14 protein-coding genes are annotated in these 16,406 nt (G+C 38.5%); 6 read left to right on the top strand and 8 right to left on the bottom strand.

The genetic code is table 11. From position 1 onward, the window contains the following. The first annotated feature begins 59 nt into the window (after nt 1–59). A complete protein-coding gene (trxA, locus tag H3T44_RS03700; protein WP_155580846.1) occupies nt 60–389 on the top strand; it encodes a thioredoxin TrxA in 330 nt (109 codons plus the stop codon). A 6-nt stretch (nt 390–395) separates the two neighbouring features. On the opposite strand, the gene hpnK is transcribed toward trxA, so the two are convergent. The 5 genes from hpnK to dxs form a co-directional block, all read right to left on the bottom strand. Then, entirely contained in the window at nt 396–1,247 is an 852-nt protein-coding gene (gene hpnK / locus H3T44_RS03695; RefSeq protein WP_198184457.1) for a hopanoid biosynthesis-associated protein HpnK, read from the bottom strand. 19 nt (nt 1,248–1,266) lie between these two features. Further along, nucleotides 1,267–2,691 carry a hopanoid biosynthesis associated radical SAM protein HpnJ gene (gene hpnJ / locus H3T44_RS03690; protein WP_110438558.1) on the bottom strand — a complete coding sequence of 475 codons (1,425 nt, stop codon included), beginning with the start codon at nt 2,689–2,691 and terminating at the stop codon, nt 1,267–1,269. An 83-nt stretch (nt 2,692–2,774) separates the two neighbouring features. After that, nucleotides 2,775–3,941 carry a bacteriohopanetetrol glucosamine biosynthesis glycosyltransferase HpnI gene (gene hpnI, locus H3T44_RS03685; RefSeq protein ID WP_198196067.1) on the bottom strand — a complete coding sequence of 389 codons (1,167 nt, stop codon included), beginning with the start codon at nt 3,939–3,941 and terminating at the stop codon, nt 2,775–2,777. 13 nt (nt 3,942–3,954) lie between these two features. Then, a complete protein-coding gene (locus H3T44_RS03680; RefSeq protein WP_155567291.1) occupies nt 3,955–4,632 on the bottom strand; it encodes an ABC transporter substrate-binding protein in 678 nt (225 codons plus the stop codon). A gap of 27 nt (nt 4,633–4,659) precedes the next feature. Continuing rightward, complete coding sequence (gene dxs, locus H3T44_RS03675) at nt 4,660–6,648, bottom strand: 1-deoxy-D-xylulose-5-phosphate synthase (protein ID WP_232347509.1); 1,989 nt, start codon at nt 6,646–6,648, stop codon at nt 4,660–4,662. 472 nt (nt 6,649–7,120) lie between these two features. Here dxs and hpnH point away from each other — a divergent pair, with 472 nt between their 5' ends. Together hpnH and H3T44_RS03665 are read left to right on the top strand one after the other, a co-directional pair. After that, nucleotides 7,121–8,290 (top strand): adenosyl-hopene transferase HpnH, encoded by a 1,170-nt coding sequence (gene hpnH / locus H3T44_RS03670; protein ID WP_155565910.1) that lies wholly within the window; start codon nt 7,121–7,123, stop codon nt 8,288–8,290. A gap of 239 nt (nt 8,291–8,529) precedes the next feature. Then, complete coding sequence (locus H3T44_RS03665; protein ID WP_198196065.1) at nt 8,530–9,819, top strand: hemolysin family protein; 1,290 nt, start codon at nt 8,530–8,532, stop codon at nt 9,817–9,819. A 47-nt stretch (nt 9,820–9,866) separates the two neighbouring features. Here the strand turns inward: H3T44_RS03665 and H3T44_RS03660 are convergent, their stop codons facing one another. Then, complete coding sequence (locus tag H3T44_RS03660) at nt 9,867–11,786, bottom strand: lytic transglycosylase domain-containing protein (protein WP_198196063.1); 1,920 nt, start codon at nt 11,784–11,786, stop codon at nt 9,867–9,869. Between the two features lie 94 nt (nt 11,787–11,880). Then, a complete protein-coding gene (locus tag H3T44_RS03655) occupies nt 11,881–12,633 on the bottom strand; it encodes a uracil-DNA glycosylase (protein WP_122124028.1) in 753 nt (250 codons plus the stop codon). 78 nt (nt 12,634–12,711) lie between these two features. Between H3T44_RS03655 and H3T44_RS03650 the strand changes: the two genes are divergently transcribed. From H3T44_RS03650 to H3T44_RS03640, 3 genes are read left to right on the top strand one after another with little or no spacing between them, the layout of a single operon-like run. After that, complete coding sequence (locus H3T44_RS03650; RefSeq protein ID WP_199276110.1) at nt 12,712–14,466, top strand: lipopolysaccharide assembly protein LapB; 1,755 nt, start codon at nt 12,712–12,714, stop codon at nt 14,464–14,466. Nucleotides 14,467–14,494: 28 nt separating this feature from the next. After that, on the top strand, nt 14,495–15,373 hold the full coding sequence (locus H3T44_RS03645; RefSeq protein ID WP_198184465.1) for a 4-(cytidine 5'-diphospho)-2-C-methyl-D-erythritol kinase: 879 nt from the start codon (nt 14,495–14,497) through the stop codon (nt 15,371–15,373). Nucleotides 15,374–15,423: 50 nt separating this feature from the next. Further along, nucleotides 15,424–15,786, top strand: coding sequence for a hypothetical protein (locus tag H3T44_RS03640; RefSeq protein WP_110438549.1), 363 nt, complete (start codon nt 15,424–15,426; stop codon nt 15,784–15,786). Nucleotides 15,787–15,795: 9 nt separating this feature from the next. Here the strand turns inward: H3T44_RS03640 and H3T44_RS03635 are convergent, their stop codons facing one another. Beyond that, nucleotides 15,796–16,374 carry a YqaA family protein gene (locus H3T44_RS03635; protein WP_198196059.1) on the bottom strand — a complete coding sequence of 193 codons (579 nt, stop codon included), beginning with the start codon at nt 16,372–16,374 and terminating at the stop codon, nt 15,796–15,798. Nucleotides 16,375–16,406: the final 32 nt, after the last annotated feature.

The following is a 16,406-nucleotide window of genomic DNA, read 5'->3' as shown; positions in this document are numbered from 1 at the left end:
TCAAGGACAGTCATCTATTTAGTAGATATGAAGATTATTTTAAAAGTTGTGAGGTAGAAATGAGCGAATTTACTAAAAAAGTAACAGATCAAAGTTTTGAACAGGATGTATTGAAATCCGATCAAATCGTCCTGGTTGATTTTTGGGCGGAATGGTGCGGACCTTGCAAAATGATTTCTCCAGTTTTGGAAGAATTAGCAAAAGAAATGCAGGGTAAATTAGTTGTTGCCAAGGTTAATGTCGAGGAAAACCCTGAGGTGCCAACAAATTATGGAGTTAGGGGAATTCCAACCCTTATCTTGTTCAAAGATGGACAGCCTTTATCAACCAAGGTAGGAGCCTTACCAAAAGAAAAATTGAAAGGCTGGATTGAAACAGCTATCCGTTGAGATATTTTAAATGTTTTTCCAAGTAATTGGATGAATGCCATGTTCCTGAAGCAGCTTGGGGAAGTCTGGGTGACAGAGGGTCTCCAGCTCCTTTTCAGGTTCATATTGAGGCATAAGTTGATTATATAATCCCGTTTTTGTGGTTGCAGGATGGAAAAACAATTCAGAATTACCTTGTGGTAGGGACGGGATTAATTTCTGGATACGGTCAAATGTCATATGCCCACACCAGGATAAGCCAAAGCACCAATCAAAATATTTCATTCCGGCTTTTTTGATCTGTTCTTCAAGAAGTTTGCACCAATAATAAACCAGCAAGTTATTTGTATTATTTAGATTGGTTGTCTGATCAATGGATCTGAGAATCTTAACGGGTTCTTTAGGAAGTCTTATTCGTTGCAACCGATAATCATGACTGATTTTTATAATAAGCTGAGCAATGGTTGGGTGAAGATGCATATGTTTATGCACATCGATATGATCAAGAGCCAGTCCTGTTTTTCTAAAGGTTTCAAATTGAGCCCTGATTTCCTTTTCCAGTTGTCTACGGATGTGTTGATTGAAAAAGTAGTTGATTCCCATTTTAAGTTGTTGTGAGGGGAAAAGACGATTTTCATCGACAAGAAGTGGAATTTCACTTTTTGGCAAAATCGATTTTCCCTCAATGACAACAACATGCAATCCAACCTGCAAATTTGGCATTCTTTTGGCTCTTATGATTGCATCCTCAGCTGCATCGCCTGCAATCATAAGATTCGCGGTACTCAGGACTCCTTGCCGATGTGCAATTTCAATTGCCTCATTGACCTCGACAGATAAACCGAAATCATCTGCTGAAATAAGAATTTTTCTTGTCACAAAATTTCTTTATCGTTTATTATGATGTATGGCGATCTCGTAGAAATTGGAAAAATTCGACGCCTTCACGTAAGCGACGTTTCATCATTTGTGGGCTGGTGATCATCTCTCCTACAATAGATGCTATTTTGGGAGCGCGAAAGTAAAATTTCTTATAAAATGTTTCAACGCTATCAAAAATTTCCGTATGAGATAAATGAGGATAATGCAAAGGGGCGATCTGAACGCCATGTTCATCAATCAATTCCGCATTATTTTCATCCAGCCATCCATTTTCAAGTGCCTGCTGATGCAGAAATGTTCCTGGATATGGAGCGGCTAGGGAAACCTGTAAAGTATGAGGGTTGATTTCAGTGGCGAATTTGATTGTTTCCTGGATTGTTTCCTTGGTCTCTCCTGGTAAACCAAGAATAAAGGTGCCGTGGATTTTAATTCCAAGTTCATGACAGTTTTTTGTGAATTCACGTGCAACCTCGATTCGCATTCCCTTTTTAATGTTATGCAGGATTTGCTGATTTCCGCTTTCATAACCAACCAGCAATAGGCGCAACCCATTATCCTTTAACACTTTCAAGGTGCTACGGGGAACATTCGCCTTGGCGTTACAGGACCAGGTCACCCCTAATTTTCCCAATTCACGAGCGATTGCCTCCGCACGAGGAAGATCATCTGTAAATGTATCATCATCAAAGAAAAATTCTTTAACTTGTGGAAAATATTGTTGAGCCAAACGAATTTCTGCCGCGACATGTTCTGGACTTCGTGTACGATAACGATGTCCACCTACTGTTTGTGGCCACAGGCAGAACGTGCAGCGTGATTTGCATCCACGGCCAGTATATAGGGAAAGATATGGATGTTTTAAATATCCAATGAAATAATCTTCAATATGAAGATCCCTTTTGTAAACCTCGGTAACAAAAGGCAAGGAATCCATATTTTCAATTATTGCCCTGTTTTTATTATGAACAATTTTGCCATTTGCATCCCGCCAGGATATGCCGTCAATATCTTTGAAATCGCGACCTTCTGCGACTTCTTTCAATGTAAAGTCAAATTCATTCCGGGCTACAAAATCAATAACATCGCTTTTTTCGAGACTTTCCTGGGGTTGAACAGCAACCTTTGCACCGACCATGCCAATTTTGAGGGAAGGATTTGCATCCTTGAGCATTTTTGCAACCTTGACATCCGATGAAAAGGATGGGGTAGAAGTATGCATGATCACCAGATCACGGTTTTTCACATCAGCAAGAATGGGTTCCATCGTCATTCTTGCAGGGGGCGCATCAATCAGGCGACTGTTCGGGATAAGGGCTGCCGGTTGGGCCAACCAAGTTGGATACCAGAATGATTTAATTTCGCGCTTGGCTTGGTAGCGGGAACCTGCACCTCCATCAAAACCTTCAAAGGAGGGAGGTTGTAGAAACAGAGTCTTCATCATGATGGAACTAATCCTTTGATTTTTTCTATTTTATTATGGTTGTTTAAAAATACTTAATTGGTTCAATTATCTATCACTATCGTTTAACTATTGGAACCTTGGTTTTTTTTAAAAGTCATTTTTTGTCCACGCCATTCAATATCTTCTTTGAAAATACTTCTCATCATAATAGAAGCCGAGATCCAGTCCCTTAAGGGTAACAGGAAAGGAATTAACTTAAGGTCAAGTTTAATCTTTTTATTGATTACTAAACAACAAATAGATTGAAAAATCCAGCAGCTTAAAAAATTAATCCATGATTTTTTTTTCAGAGGGTTTAGTAAAACAGCAAGAGAAATCCAGAATAGGGGAAGCTGGATGAAAGAGCATGTAAAACCAAGGGGTTCCACCGTAAAAACGGTACGATTCCAGCGCAACTCATGTTTATATAAAGCTTGAAAAGTATTTTCAGAAACAGTTGTCTTAACGATGGAAGGTGAAAGAACAACCTCTAAATTTTGTTTTCTGATAAGCTCTCCAAGTTTTGCATCGTCTGCAATATAGGGTAACAGAGCTTTTAATCCGCCAATTTTCATAAGTATGGACCGTTTGATTGCAACACAGGCACCAAAACAATCCTGACGGCCCAGATAGCGTGAAAGTATCACGCCCGGCATAAAGTTATAATTGATATGAGCACTGGCCAGCATTTGGACAATAGAGGATTCATAAGGTAATCCACTATATAAAGAGGTTATCAGTCCAATATTGTCATTATCCAATAAGGGAATGGTTTCTCTTAAATAATTCTGATGCGGTGTGTGAATATCGGAATCTGAAATAAGCAGACAGTCATGGATTGCGTAGGCAAACATGTTTATTAAATTTGATACTTTGCGGTTTACCCCGTGAATCTCTGGATTGATAACCAGTTTAATATCGCGATTGGGATATTGATTCTGTAGATGATGAACAATTTCAATTGCAGGGTCTTTTCTATCTTGAACGCCAAAAATTAATTGAAAATCTGGATAATCCTGTTCGCAGAAACTTTGTAAAGCCTCATAAAGGAGGGGTTCTGTATTAGCCAAAGGCTTTAAGATTGTTACTGGGGGAAGGGAAGAGGGGGGTGTATATTTTTTTTGTTTTTTGATTTTTTTTTTAAAGAAATAGATAAGCAGACAGCTGATTCCAGATTGAATGCACCCCAGTAATGTACAAATGGATAAAATTCGTGTTAATTTAATTTTCGTTTGTAAGGACCAAAACATATAGACTGTTAGATTAGGAGTTGTTTTTTGACATGAAGGATTGTGTTTTCTTGTTTAACATTTCAATCAATCCTTGACTGCCACCTTTTGCTAGGGTCGAACTAAAGTCACCATGTTGAATGGCGATTTGACTGATATGACCATTCAGCAACACATCGACAATTTTCCATCCTTGTGGGGTTTTACGCAACAGATAGTTGATTTCTGTTGCTGATCCCATATCACTTGCGTCCCCAACCCTGGTTTTAATAATTTTATCATCGTTTGTCGTTGCATTTTTAACATTTGGTAAAATTTTAAATCCCGTACCTTTTTCTTTGGCAAAACTGGAATAATACCGTGCAACTGTATAATTAGTGAAAGCTTGCAAAAGCTGCTCTTTTTCAGCTTCGGAATATGAATCGTAACGATAGCCAACCGTACTGCTTAAAATTGAAGAGAAATCATAGGAATCATTTAAAACTTTTCTAAGGGCGGTCATGCCTTTTTCAGCAGGGGTTTGCTTGGACTGTTGAAGTTGGCTTAGGATGCGATACAGATTGACAACAGGTGTTTTAATGGAATTTTCTGTATCAGATCCGGTTACAGAAACAGGACGGGTGGCAGTATCATTTGCATGAATTGCGATTGGAGAATTAAAGCCTATAAAGGCTGTAACACTGCATAACAGGATATAACGATGAAATTTCATAGTTGAATCTACCTAAACTTTTTATATTTAAATTTCCAAAGGTACATCTAAAGCTTTTAAAGCGGTTTTGACAATAGATGGAGCATCTAAACCTGCCTCAATATATTGCGCGGTTTGGGTATTATGGTTAATGAAATAATCAGGTAGAACCATTGGCCTGAACCTTACATGATCTAAAAGACCGTTCTGGGCAAGATGTTGCATGACAAATGCTCCAAATCCGCCTGTTGATCCCTCCTCAATAGTGATAAGAACCTTATGGTTTCTAGTCAGCTGATCAATTAATCCTTTGTCAAGAGGCTTAGCAAAACGAGCGTCGACAATTGTAGGGGGCAATCCATATTGTTTAAGGGTTTCGGCAGCTTTTAAACATTCTGCCAAACGAGCTCCGAAAGACAAGATGGCAATTCCCCCCCTTTCATCACCGGTCTGCTCTCCCATTTCCTGAATGATTTTTCCTTTACCAATTGGAAGAATTTGACTTTCTGCCGGTAAAGAAAGACCAATACCAGGGCCACGCGGATATCTGAAGGCGATTGGACCTTCATCAAAAGCTGCGGCGGTTGCTGTCATATGAGCTAATTCAACTTCATTGCTGGGGGCCATGATAACAATATTGGGTAGACACCCCAAATATGCAATATCAAAGGTACCAGCGTGGGTTGCCCCATCAGCCCCAACCAGTCCAGCGCGATCAATGGCGAAACGAACAGGTAAATTCTGCAGGACAACGTCATGCATGACTTGATCATAAGCACGTTGCAGAAAAGAGGAATATATAGCACAGAAAGGTCTTAATCCCTCAGTTGCCAGACCTGCGGCAAATGTAACCGCATGTTGTTCAGCAATGCCGACGTCAAAATAACGTTCAGGAAATTTCTGTTCAAATTTGTCTAATCCTGTACCAGATGGCATCGCAGCGGTTATGGCAATAATTTTGTCATCTTTTTCAGCGCATTTCAGTAGTTCATTACTGAAAACCGAGGTATACGATGGTGGTCCGGGCGGTCCTTTATTCTGTTTTCCTGTTATGACATTGAATTTGGAAACAGCATGATATTTATCGCCTGAAGATTCAGCTGGTTTATATCCATGTCCCTTTTGGGTTACGACATGTAAAAGTACTGGACCGATATGTTCGGCATCGCGCAGATTTCTTAAGACAGGAACCAGTTGTTGTAAATTATGTCCATCAATTGGCCCCACATAATAGAAACCTAGTTCCTCAAACAATGTCCCGCCCGTCATTAAAGCACGGGCATATTCTTCGGCCCGTTTTGCCTTTTTTTCAAGACTCTCGGGTAATTTGCTGGCAACTCTGGCGGCAAGATCTCTTAGCCCCAAGAAATGACGTGACGAGAGAAGCTGCGATAGATAAACGGACATTGAACCGACAGGTGGGGCAATGGACATTTCATTATCGTTCAGGATGACAATTAATCGTTCTGCACCTGGCCCAGCAACTGCAGCATTATTCATGGCCTCATAGGCCATACCAGCTGAAATGGATCCGTCACCGATTACCGCTATGACACTGCGTTCATCATATGCTGGATCTTTTTTGGCCTTAAAATGGTTTGCAACAGCTATACCCAATCCTGCCGAGATCGAGGTTGAGGAATGGGCGGCTCCGAAAGGGTCGTATATACTTTCTGAACGTTTTGTAAAGCCTGATAATCCTCCAGGTTGACGTAATGTACGAATAAATTCACGACGACCAGTTAATATTTTGTGGGGATAAGCCTGATGACCAACATCCCATATTAGTGAGTCATTTGGTGTATCAAAAACAGCATGTAATGCAACAGTAAGTTCAACCACACCCAAAGAGGCCCCTAAATGTCCACCTGTTGTGGAAACGACATCTATTGTTTCGGCACGTAATTCCTTGGCTAACTGTTCTAGCTGTTCAATGGAAAGGTTTTTGAGATCTGTTGGGGTATGAACGCGGTCTAATAAAGGGAAACGTCCATAAGTAGGAATGGATTTTAAATGATTAGCCGATTCATTTTCCATAAGATTTTCTTTGTTCTTAGGCGTTTCGGTTTGTTCATCCATGTTATATTTCGTCCGTAACTGTTACATAATAGCTTAATATATAATGTTAAGTTTTTTAGCTTATACTCGAGTTTAGATGATATTCAAATACACGTTATGTAAAATCTATCATCTTTCATGAATAAAAAAGGATAAAAAGCGAACAATATATTACACTTTTTTATTAAGCTTTTATGGCTGATTTTATCTTTTTTTTCAAACGAGATATTAAATTTGTTGCTTGAGGAACACATCTATAAAGTAAATTGTTACTTTAAAGAAGGAAAAAGAGAGACGGCAAGGCTTTTGAAATTTAAAATAAAATGTTTTTGTCGTAAAGTACGTTCTTTACTAATAATATTTTTTTCTTGTTGTTAAGGGTCATTTATCTTATGAATGACGCATTTATTATATGTTAATATCGGTTAAACCGGTTTGGGAGCTTAGATAAATGGCTGTTCCTCTGATGCAGGCAGTACGAGTCGGTAGCTACGTTGTTAAACAACATCTAAAAAGACGTGAAAAATATCCACTCGTTTTGATGTTGGAGCCTTTATTACGTTGTAACTTGGCCTGTTCTGGTTGCGGAAAGATTGATTATCCTGCTGAGATATTGAATCAGCGATTGAGTGTGCAGGAATGTTTGGATGCTGATGCTGAATGTGGTGCCCCTGTCGTGGCAGTTGCAGGGGGTGAACCCTTGTTGCATAAGGAAATGCCACAGATTATTGAGGGATTGATCGCTCGTAAACGGTATGTATATCTGTGTACCAATGGATTGTTGCTTGAAAAAAAGATTGACGATTATAAACCATCTCCATTCTTTTCATGGGATATTCATTTGGATGGTGACAAGTCCATGCATGACGCTTCTGTCTGTCAGCAGGGTGTTTACGATCGTGCCGTTTCAGCAATAAAACTTGCCAAGTCTAAAGGGTTCAGGGTTTCAATCAACTGCACCCTGTTTGATAATGCCGATCCATACCGTGTAGCGGCATTTTTTGACAGTGTTATGGAGTTGGGGGTTGATGGTATTATGACTGCTCCTGGCTATGCCTATGAAAGGGCGCCAGATCAAGAACATTTCCTGAACCGTCAAAATACCAAAAAATTATTTCGTGAAATTTTCAGATTGGGAAAGGGACATAAATGGCGTTTCACGCAATCTCCATTATTCCTGAATTTTCTGGCTGGAAATGAGCAATATCACTGTACTCCTTGGGGTAAGCCTTTAAGAACAGTTTTTGGATGGCAACGTCCATGCTATCTGTTGGGAGAAGGCTATGCACCGACGTTTGAAGCATTGATGAATGAAACTCAATGGGATCAGTACGGTACGGGCAATTACGAAAAATGCGCCAATTGCATGGTTCATTCCGGATATGAAGCTACCGCTGTTAAGGATGCGATCAAACGTCCATGGCATATTGCTCAGGTTGCTTTAACGGGACCCAAGGTCGAAGGTGTAATGGCACCCGAAATAGATTTGTCACAACAGAGACAGGCAAAATACGATTATAATGAACAGGTGGCGGAATTAATGAAGAAACTGCCTAAGGATTCTGTTAAAAAACGGACAGCAGTTCGTCGTGTTAAAAAGGTGGCCGTTCAGGAAGCCTGATTATACATTGGTATCTTTTGTGGAATAAAAGGAAAGGCAAGCTTAGTTTTTCAAGCTTGCCTTTTTTAATAGTTGTGTAAGGAACAAATTTATTACAGAAATAAAAATAAAAATGTTAAATCATACTCAAAGTAAAAATAAGTATAACAGATTTATTATTTTTTATTAGTAACAATTTTGTTAGATTATTTTTGTAATTTCTGTTTTTTATTATGATTACATTTATTGGATTTAAGTAAATGCTTGTTTCAATTATTGTTATTTTATGCTTGATTTTTTTGAATGGTATTTTCGCTATGGGCGAACTTGCTTTAATATCAAGCCGAAAAGCCCGGCTGGTTGCGATGCAACATCAAGGGGTGAAGGGTGTTGAAAGGGCTTTACGATTAATTGATAAACCACAAAGTTTTTTACCCACTATTCAGGTTGGTATTACGCTTGTTTCAATATTTGAGGGAGCCTTTGGCGGATCCCGTATTGAAAATTGTCTAAGGCATTGGCTTGAACAATTTTCGTTAATCAAAATCTGGGCAGATGACTTGTCGATTCTTATCGTTGTTTTGGTTATTACTTTTTTTATGCTAATTTTTGGGGAACTGGTTCCAAAGCAGTTGGCGTTACTAGAGCCTGAGGTCATTGCTGTCCGCCTGTCCTGGCTATTTATAATTATATCAAAAATTGCCTCTCCTGCAGTTTGGGTCCTCAGTAAATCCTCTGAATGCGTTTTGAAATTATTAAGAAGACATAATAAAGTTTCTGTCTCTGTAACAGAAGAGGAATTAAGGGCCTACATTGCCGAGGGTGCCAAGGTTGGTGTGCTGGAAGTTGAAGAACGGGATATGATTGAACGTTTGCTACGACTGGCTGACCGACCTGTCAGGGCTGTTATGCGTCCAAGGAATGAAATTATATGGATTGATCGTTCTATTTCAGGGGACAAATTGAAACAGGCTTTGTACAATATTTCACATACACGATTGGTTGTTTGTGAAAATGGAATTGATAATCCTGTTGGTGTGGTTTTGGTTAATGATTTATTCAGCCAGCTTTTACATAAAAACAGCTTGTCAATTAATGCCTGTTTACAGCGTCCTCTTGTTGTTCCGGATAGTATGTCTGCCTTGGACGCTCTGGAACGATTGAGGGGTGATTTATTAGGAATATTACTGGTTCTTGACGAATATGGCTCATTTGAGGGAATTGTAACGGTTTCGGATATTTTTAAAATAATTGTAGGTGAAATCAATCAGTCTCTGGATGCCCCCCGTCTTGAGTCAGGGATAAATAATGAATATTTACTGGAAGGGACGACCCAGGTCGATGAAGTCAGGGATCAGCTGGATTTAGGAGATTTACCTGCGGAAGGAAGTTATCATACGGTCGCCGGATTGATTTTGGCACTTTTACGAAGAGTCCCGGTTACAGGTGACAAGGTTGTTTTTTCAGGTTGGCTTTTTGAGGTTTTGGAGATGGAAAATCGTCGGGTTACTCGTGTAAAGGCAAGCCGACAACCTGTGGCAAAAAACTAGTAGGTATTTAAAAAGCCCTTTTCTTTTTTTAAGAAAAGGGCTTTTTTTTAATGTAATGTAATGGCTTGGGCCAATTTTACTTCATTTGTAAATTTAGGCCATTTGTTTTGAGCCAAAGCCTTTAAGGAAGGAGAAGGTAAATCAAGCTTATCAGAATAGATCCAAAGAAAAGTCAGTGCTTTATGCAAATAGTTTTTTGTTTCCTTGATGGGAATTGTTTCCATGAACAATAATGGATCTTGATTATTCTCAGCTGAATTCAACCATTTTGATGTTATTACAGGTCCGGCATTATAACTGGCCAGCATATGAATAAGGCTTCCCCCTTTTGGAAGCATATCATAGCTTTTCTTGTTATAAAGTCCTGATAAATGGATAAGGTATAATTGACCGATTTCCAAATTTAAAGCGGAATTTTGCAGTTCATCCAAACGATGAATCGATACGTTATTTTTTTGTTTTGCAATATATTTTGCTGTCATAGGCATGATTTGCATTAGGCCACGTGCCCCTGTATTCGAAACAGCCTTGCTATTGAAATTTGATTCTAAACGGATCAACGCATAGATAAGGGCCGGATTAATTTTGTAGCCATTCCTTGGATGTAAATTGGGTAAGGGTAAGCTTTTATTGTGGTCGAGAAGATTTTCATTTTGTGCAATTATCTCAACAAGCTGTTTAGATAAATCGTTTGCGCCTATGGTTTTTGCAATCAATTGAATGGAATGCAAAAGGGCAAGATTCTTTCTATTTTTTATCCATATCTGTTTTAAAATAATCTCAGCCCGTTTTTTTTCGTCCACTTGTAGTAAGGCAAAAAACCTTTTTCCCTCAGCAGTGGCTTCAATAGTGTTGATATCCACTTGAGAAAGTGTTGTAGAAGAAAATTTAAGGAAATTTAGTAAAGGATGAAAATCAGTCTTCTCTGTTGAAGTATCATGATCGTTTTCTTTTAGAATCTGGTTGGCCAAAATACCATAAAAGGTATGCACAAACGAAGCCGATCTGCGCAACCAGATAATATATTCCTGTTTATTTTCCTTTCTTAGACATGAACGTGCAGCCCAAAAATAAGTACCTGCTCTAATATTGGTAGTGATAATATCTGCCTTTGAAGCCTGTGCAAAAAATTTCAAGGATTGATCAATATCATTATTTTTCCAGGCAATTAATCCAGCGACATATCCAGCCAAACCAACGCGGTAATTGGATGATTTAAACGCATTTTTAGCCAGTTGATAGGCATGATCTGAATAATTCATTGCAAAGAGCTGTTGAGCTATTTCTGCCTGTAATTGTGCGGCATATAGATTATTCATTCCGCGTGTCTGTTGAATAAGCTGCAAGGCACTTTTCGCTCCCTGCCAACCTGATGCGCTGCGTTCACGAACAGTTTGATCCAACAAAGGATTTCTTTTGAAGGAATTGGTTTCGAAATTAAGATGATCAAGGCTTTGCAAATAAGCCATGACATTATTGTTGTTATCAATAGGTAGATTCTGATTGACGGGAATTGATACTTTAATAGCGCCAAGATTGTTCAGACGTTTTTGAATATCAGGTGAATCAGGATAAGATGCAAAATTTTTCAGCCATAACTTTAATTGTCCTGTATTTGGTAAAAAATGTGGGTTTAGGTAACGCTCGGCAAGAATATCGCCGAGCAACAAATTGTCTGAAATCTGAATTGTTTCAGATTGAGCCGTTGTGAAATCCCCTTTGCGTTGTAGATCAAATATATAGCGAATACGCTGTTCATCCATTGAATTTAACGGACGAGGAAAGCTGACACGACCATTACCATTTCGAATAATATTTCTAGCTTGTGTAATGATTGTTTCTTCACGCTGATCTAACTGTTTTGGCGTAGTTGCCCGTATAGATACAGTTGATACGCCTGCAAACAAGGCTGCGCTTGCCAATAAAGCCCGGACAGCCAAAGGGGAAAGAATGTTTGTCCCTTGCATAATACATATTAATTAGGAAAGAGTGTCATGTAATTCAAGAGTTATTTATTTTAGGTAATTAAATATTATCGCTGAAATATATATAATGTTTCAATCAAGTGTTTTTATCTATGGTGGCACGAATGTAAAGAAGATTTTTCCAGGTTACCTGGCGGATCTTGGCATTAATGTTAATTTGGGAAAGATGGTGTAATGGAAAAAGTTGGATGGGGTTAGGAATTCCAGAGTATGTGAATGAATGCCATTGATTTTTTAGCTGGTTAAAATTGACCGGGGTTTTTAGTAAGGTCTTAGCAGGTAATTGTCCAATTGTCAGGATATATCTGGGTTGATACAGGATTAGTAATTTATATAAAAAAGGTAGGCAAAGTTCTAATTCATTCGTTGATATTTGTCGTCCACCTGGGGGGCGCCATGGAACAAGCGGAATACGAAAACAAGCATCAAGAGAAATATCGATGTTATCAAGCATCTGTTCAAGCCAGAAATTTCCCGTATCTGCGAAAACCCTTCCGCTACGATCTTCATCGGCATCGGGAACATCCCCGATAATATAAATATGGGATTTTGGATCTCCAACAGAAAGTATTGTATTCATGGCTGTGTTTTTAAGCGAACAGTCTTTGAACTTTAAGATAGCCTGGTTTATTTCTTGTAAACTATTGGTTTGAAAAGCGGAGTGTCGATTTGTTTTTGTTATAATTTTCGTTGAAACAGATTGTTTTTTAGGTAAAGGAAGAGTAGGAATAGGTTTTCTATTTTCTAAATGGTTGATACTTACTGAAGTTAAATTTTCATCTATACCCCATTCAGAATATAGCTGTAACAATGATAAATGGTCATACATTTTAGATTACGATGAATATAATGATGGTTAACGAAACCTTATATACTAAGATTTCAGTTTATTGAGAAGATAGTGATTATGCAATGCCCACGCTTTCTACGCACCATGCTTTTATCTTTTTCTCTAATTGCTGGGATGAGCTCGACATCTAAAGCGTCCGTAATTGTAAAGGATCCAGAGCCTGTTATTCCCTTGGTGCATCAAAGGGGCGGGTACGGGGATTATCTGTCTGCCTATTATGCGGCGCAGACCGATGATAATGTGACCGCTGCAAAATTTTATAATAATGTGTTTAATCATGATCTAAAAAACACGGATGCACGTGAAAGGGCATTTTACTATAGTGTGATCGCCGGCAATCCAGCCGCAGTAAATTTGGCAAAACAAGAAGATAAAGATCCAATTTCCGCTCTGGTATTAAGAAATGATGCAATTGTTAAGGGAAACTGGAAAGAGGCATTAAAATATTTTACTTCTCCTCCTAGTGATCCATTGGGTCAGATGACGTTTTTATTGTTGCAAGCATGGTGCCTATATGGTGCTGGTCAGATTGATCAGGCAAATGCTCTGTTTGAAAAAGGAATTAATACGCCTATTAGTGGAGTTTTTCTAATTCATTATGGCGTTGCGGAAACTTTATCACATCATGATAAAAAAGCTGGCATTTTATTTGAAAAAGCCTACCGGGTTTTTCCCGGGGCGGATTTGCTGTTAATGCGAGCTTATGGAAATTGGCTTTATCAGCATCATCGAGCTGGAAAAGCGGAGGCAATGGTCGATAATTTGACTGATATTTTGCCTTTTTTATCCATTTCAAAAAATAATTTACGTCGCAATCTTTCTCAATTTCCAGTGCATGATGCTCAAGGGGCGGTTGCTCAGGTTTACTTGGCAATGGCCTCCCTGATTCAGCAGGATTTGGCCAATCAGACTGTTGATGAAAATGACAGGGAGGCTAAAATTTCGTATAAGGTTGCCCTTCATACTGAACAGATATTTTTACGGTTTGCTTTACAGCTCAATCCAAATCTTTCTGAAGCCAAAATTATGTTATCGGGCATTCTTGCGGAACAAAAACACGCTGAACAGGCCCGTAAAATCTTATTTCCCATTAATCCGGATGATTCGTTAAAGACCAATATACAGTTACAACTTGCCCGTTATGATGCATTATTAAAACATTATTCTCGGGCGGAAAAATCCTTGGAAGAATTGTTAAAGGATTACCCACAAGAAATTAGTTTATGGCAAACGTTGGGTGATATTTATTTTGATCAGAAAAATTATCCAAAAACCATTCAAATCTACAGTAAAGTCATTCAGTTAAAGAAAAACAAAACTAAATATGATTGGACAATGTTTTTCATAAGAGGGGTTGCTTATGAAAAACAAAAACAATGGCTAAAAGCTGAACAGGATCTACAAATGGCATTAAAATTGGCACCAAATGAGCCAATTTTATTGAATTATCTGGGTTATTCATGGGCACTAAGACATAAAAACTTGCAGAAAGCCCAGATAATGCTACAGAAAGCCATTGATATTGCACCGGATGAAGGGGCAATCCGTGATAGTTTAGGCTGGATTATGGTTTTGAATAATCAAACAGCTTTAGCCATACAACAGTTGGAGCTGGCTGCCGAGACCATTCCACAGGATCCTGAATTAAATTACCATCTAGGGGTTGCCTATTGGAAGGTTGGACGCTATCAAGAGGCGATTAATCAATGGAATGTAGCCTTGACTTGCAATCCAAATCCTGAAAATAGAAATTTAATATTGAATGCATTACAAAAAGCCAAAAAAAATAAATTCTTGTCCTCTCACCACTAGGTAATTTCACTATTTGAAAAAAGATTCAATGTTTATAGAAAAAGCGTACGCCAAAATAAACCTTTTTTTGCATGTGACGGACAAACGTCCTGATGGATATCATATTCTGGATAGTCTGGTTGTTTTTCCTGATGTAGGGGATGAATTGATCCTGTTTCCAGTTTCAGGTAGTAAAGAGGACAGACTTGTCGAGCTTGAAATAACGGGGCAATTTGTATCGCAGTTATCTCAGGAAAATCAGGATGATAACCTGATTGTTAAAGCAGCCTATAAACTTGCAGCATGTACAAAACAACCTTTAAAGCCTGTTAAAATCCAACTGATTAAAAATCTTCCTGTCGCTTCAGGAATTGGTGGTGGATCTTCAGATGCAGCGGCTACTTTACGGTTATTGATGCGTTATTGGAATCTTGTAATTGACAATGATTTATTACAGAAGATTGCATTACAATTGGGGGCAGATGTTCCCGTTTGTCTTAATCCGGTCACACAACGCATGCAGGGAATTGGTGAAGTCATTTCAAGGGATATAGAAATTCCCTCTTTTGGCATGATTTTAGTGAATCATGGAGAAGGGGTGTCAACGGCGGAAGTGTTTAAGAAGCGTCAATCTTCTTTTTTTGACAAAGTTAATTTGAAAAATAGTTTCGATAATGTTAATTCATTTATTCATGATATAACGACCTATGATAATAATTTACAGGAGCCTGCTATTTTACTAAATTCTAAAATTGAAAAAGTTTTGGAAGAAATTAGGATGTTACCCCACTGTCGCTTGGCACGAATGAGTGGATCGGGTGCAACTTGTTTTGGATTATTTGAAACGGTTGAGCAAGCACAAAAAGCGGCGGAGATTTTATCCTCAAAATATTCTTGGTGGATATGGGGGGGGAAAGCTATTCATTAATTTAAATTTTATAGATATAAAATATTTTAGAGGGATAAAGAGGGTTACAAATGGCTATTGATGTGAATATACGGATTACGGAAGACCGTAAAAAAACAATTTTAACTTTTTCACCTGATAGTGGCGTAACCGGTCAATTAGAATTAAATCAGCTGGAACTGGACAATCTTATCCAAGCTTTGGGATCTGTTCGATGGATGATGGCAGAAGGTCAAAAAATAGCTGAAATAACCGGGGCGCAGATCAAACCTGCATATCAAACCAAATGGGCAATTCAGAAGAATATTGAAAAAGCAGAAACTTTGCTTGCTTTTCAACATCCAGGGTTTGGTCCACTTGGGTTTGTTTTATCTGACCAACAAGTTAAGGAATATGTCAAGGCATTACAAAAAGGTCTGAAAATCAAGAAATAAATGTTATAGTTAGATATATTTAAAAGCGATGATACCCGATATAAGCAATAAGCAGATAAAACTGGTTACCCATATTAATCGCTTTTCAATAAAATCCTGAATAGATGACCCAAAAAAATAAAGTAGAACAGCTTCCAGGAAAAAACGGGAGCCTCGGGTAATTAAACTTGCGAGCAGGAAGGGTATCAGGGCAAAATGTGCCGCACCGGCAGTAATGGTGATGAATTTATAGGGGATCGGTGTTAATCCTTTAATTAGAATAATCCATATGCCATATGTATTGAATTTATCCTGCAAATTGATGAGTTGCTGTTCTGCGTGATAGAAATGAATGATGGGCATTGCAAGATAATGAAGTAAAAAAGCACCTATTATCCATCCCAATAACCCTCCGACAACACTACTTAAAGTTGTAACTGTTGCATATAGCCATGCTTTGCATCGTTTAGCGAGAATCATTGGACAAAGGAGAATATCCGGCGGTATTGGGAAAAAGCTTGCCTCGGAAAACGCGGTTAGCATAAGCCAGAATATCGCGTACTGACTTGCGGCGAGTTGTAAGGCGCGTGCATAAAGATGTTTGAGCATAAAATAAATAAATGTTTTATATTTGTATAGAT

The sequence above is a fragment of the Commensalibacter sp. M0355 genome, from assembly GCF_016101365.1.
GTDB lineage: Bacteria > Pseudomonadota > Alphaproteobacteria > Acetobacterales > Acetobacteraceae > Commensalibacter > Commensalibacter melissae.
This window is presented reverse-complemented; position numbering and strand designations above follow the sequence as displayed.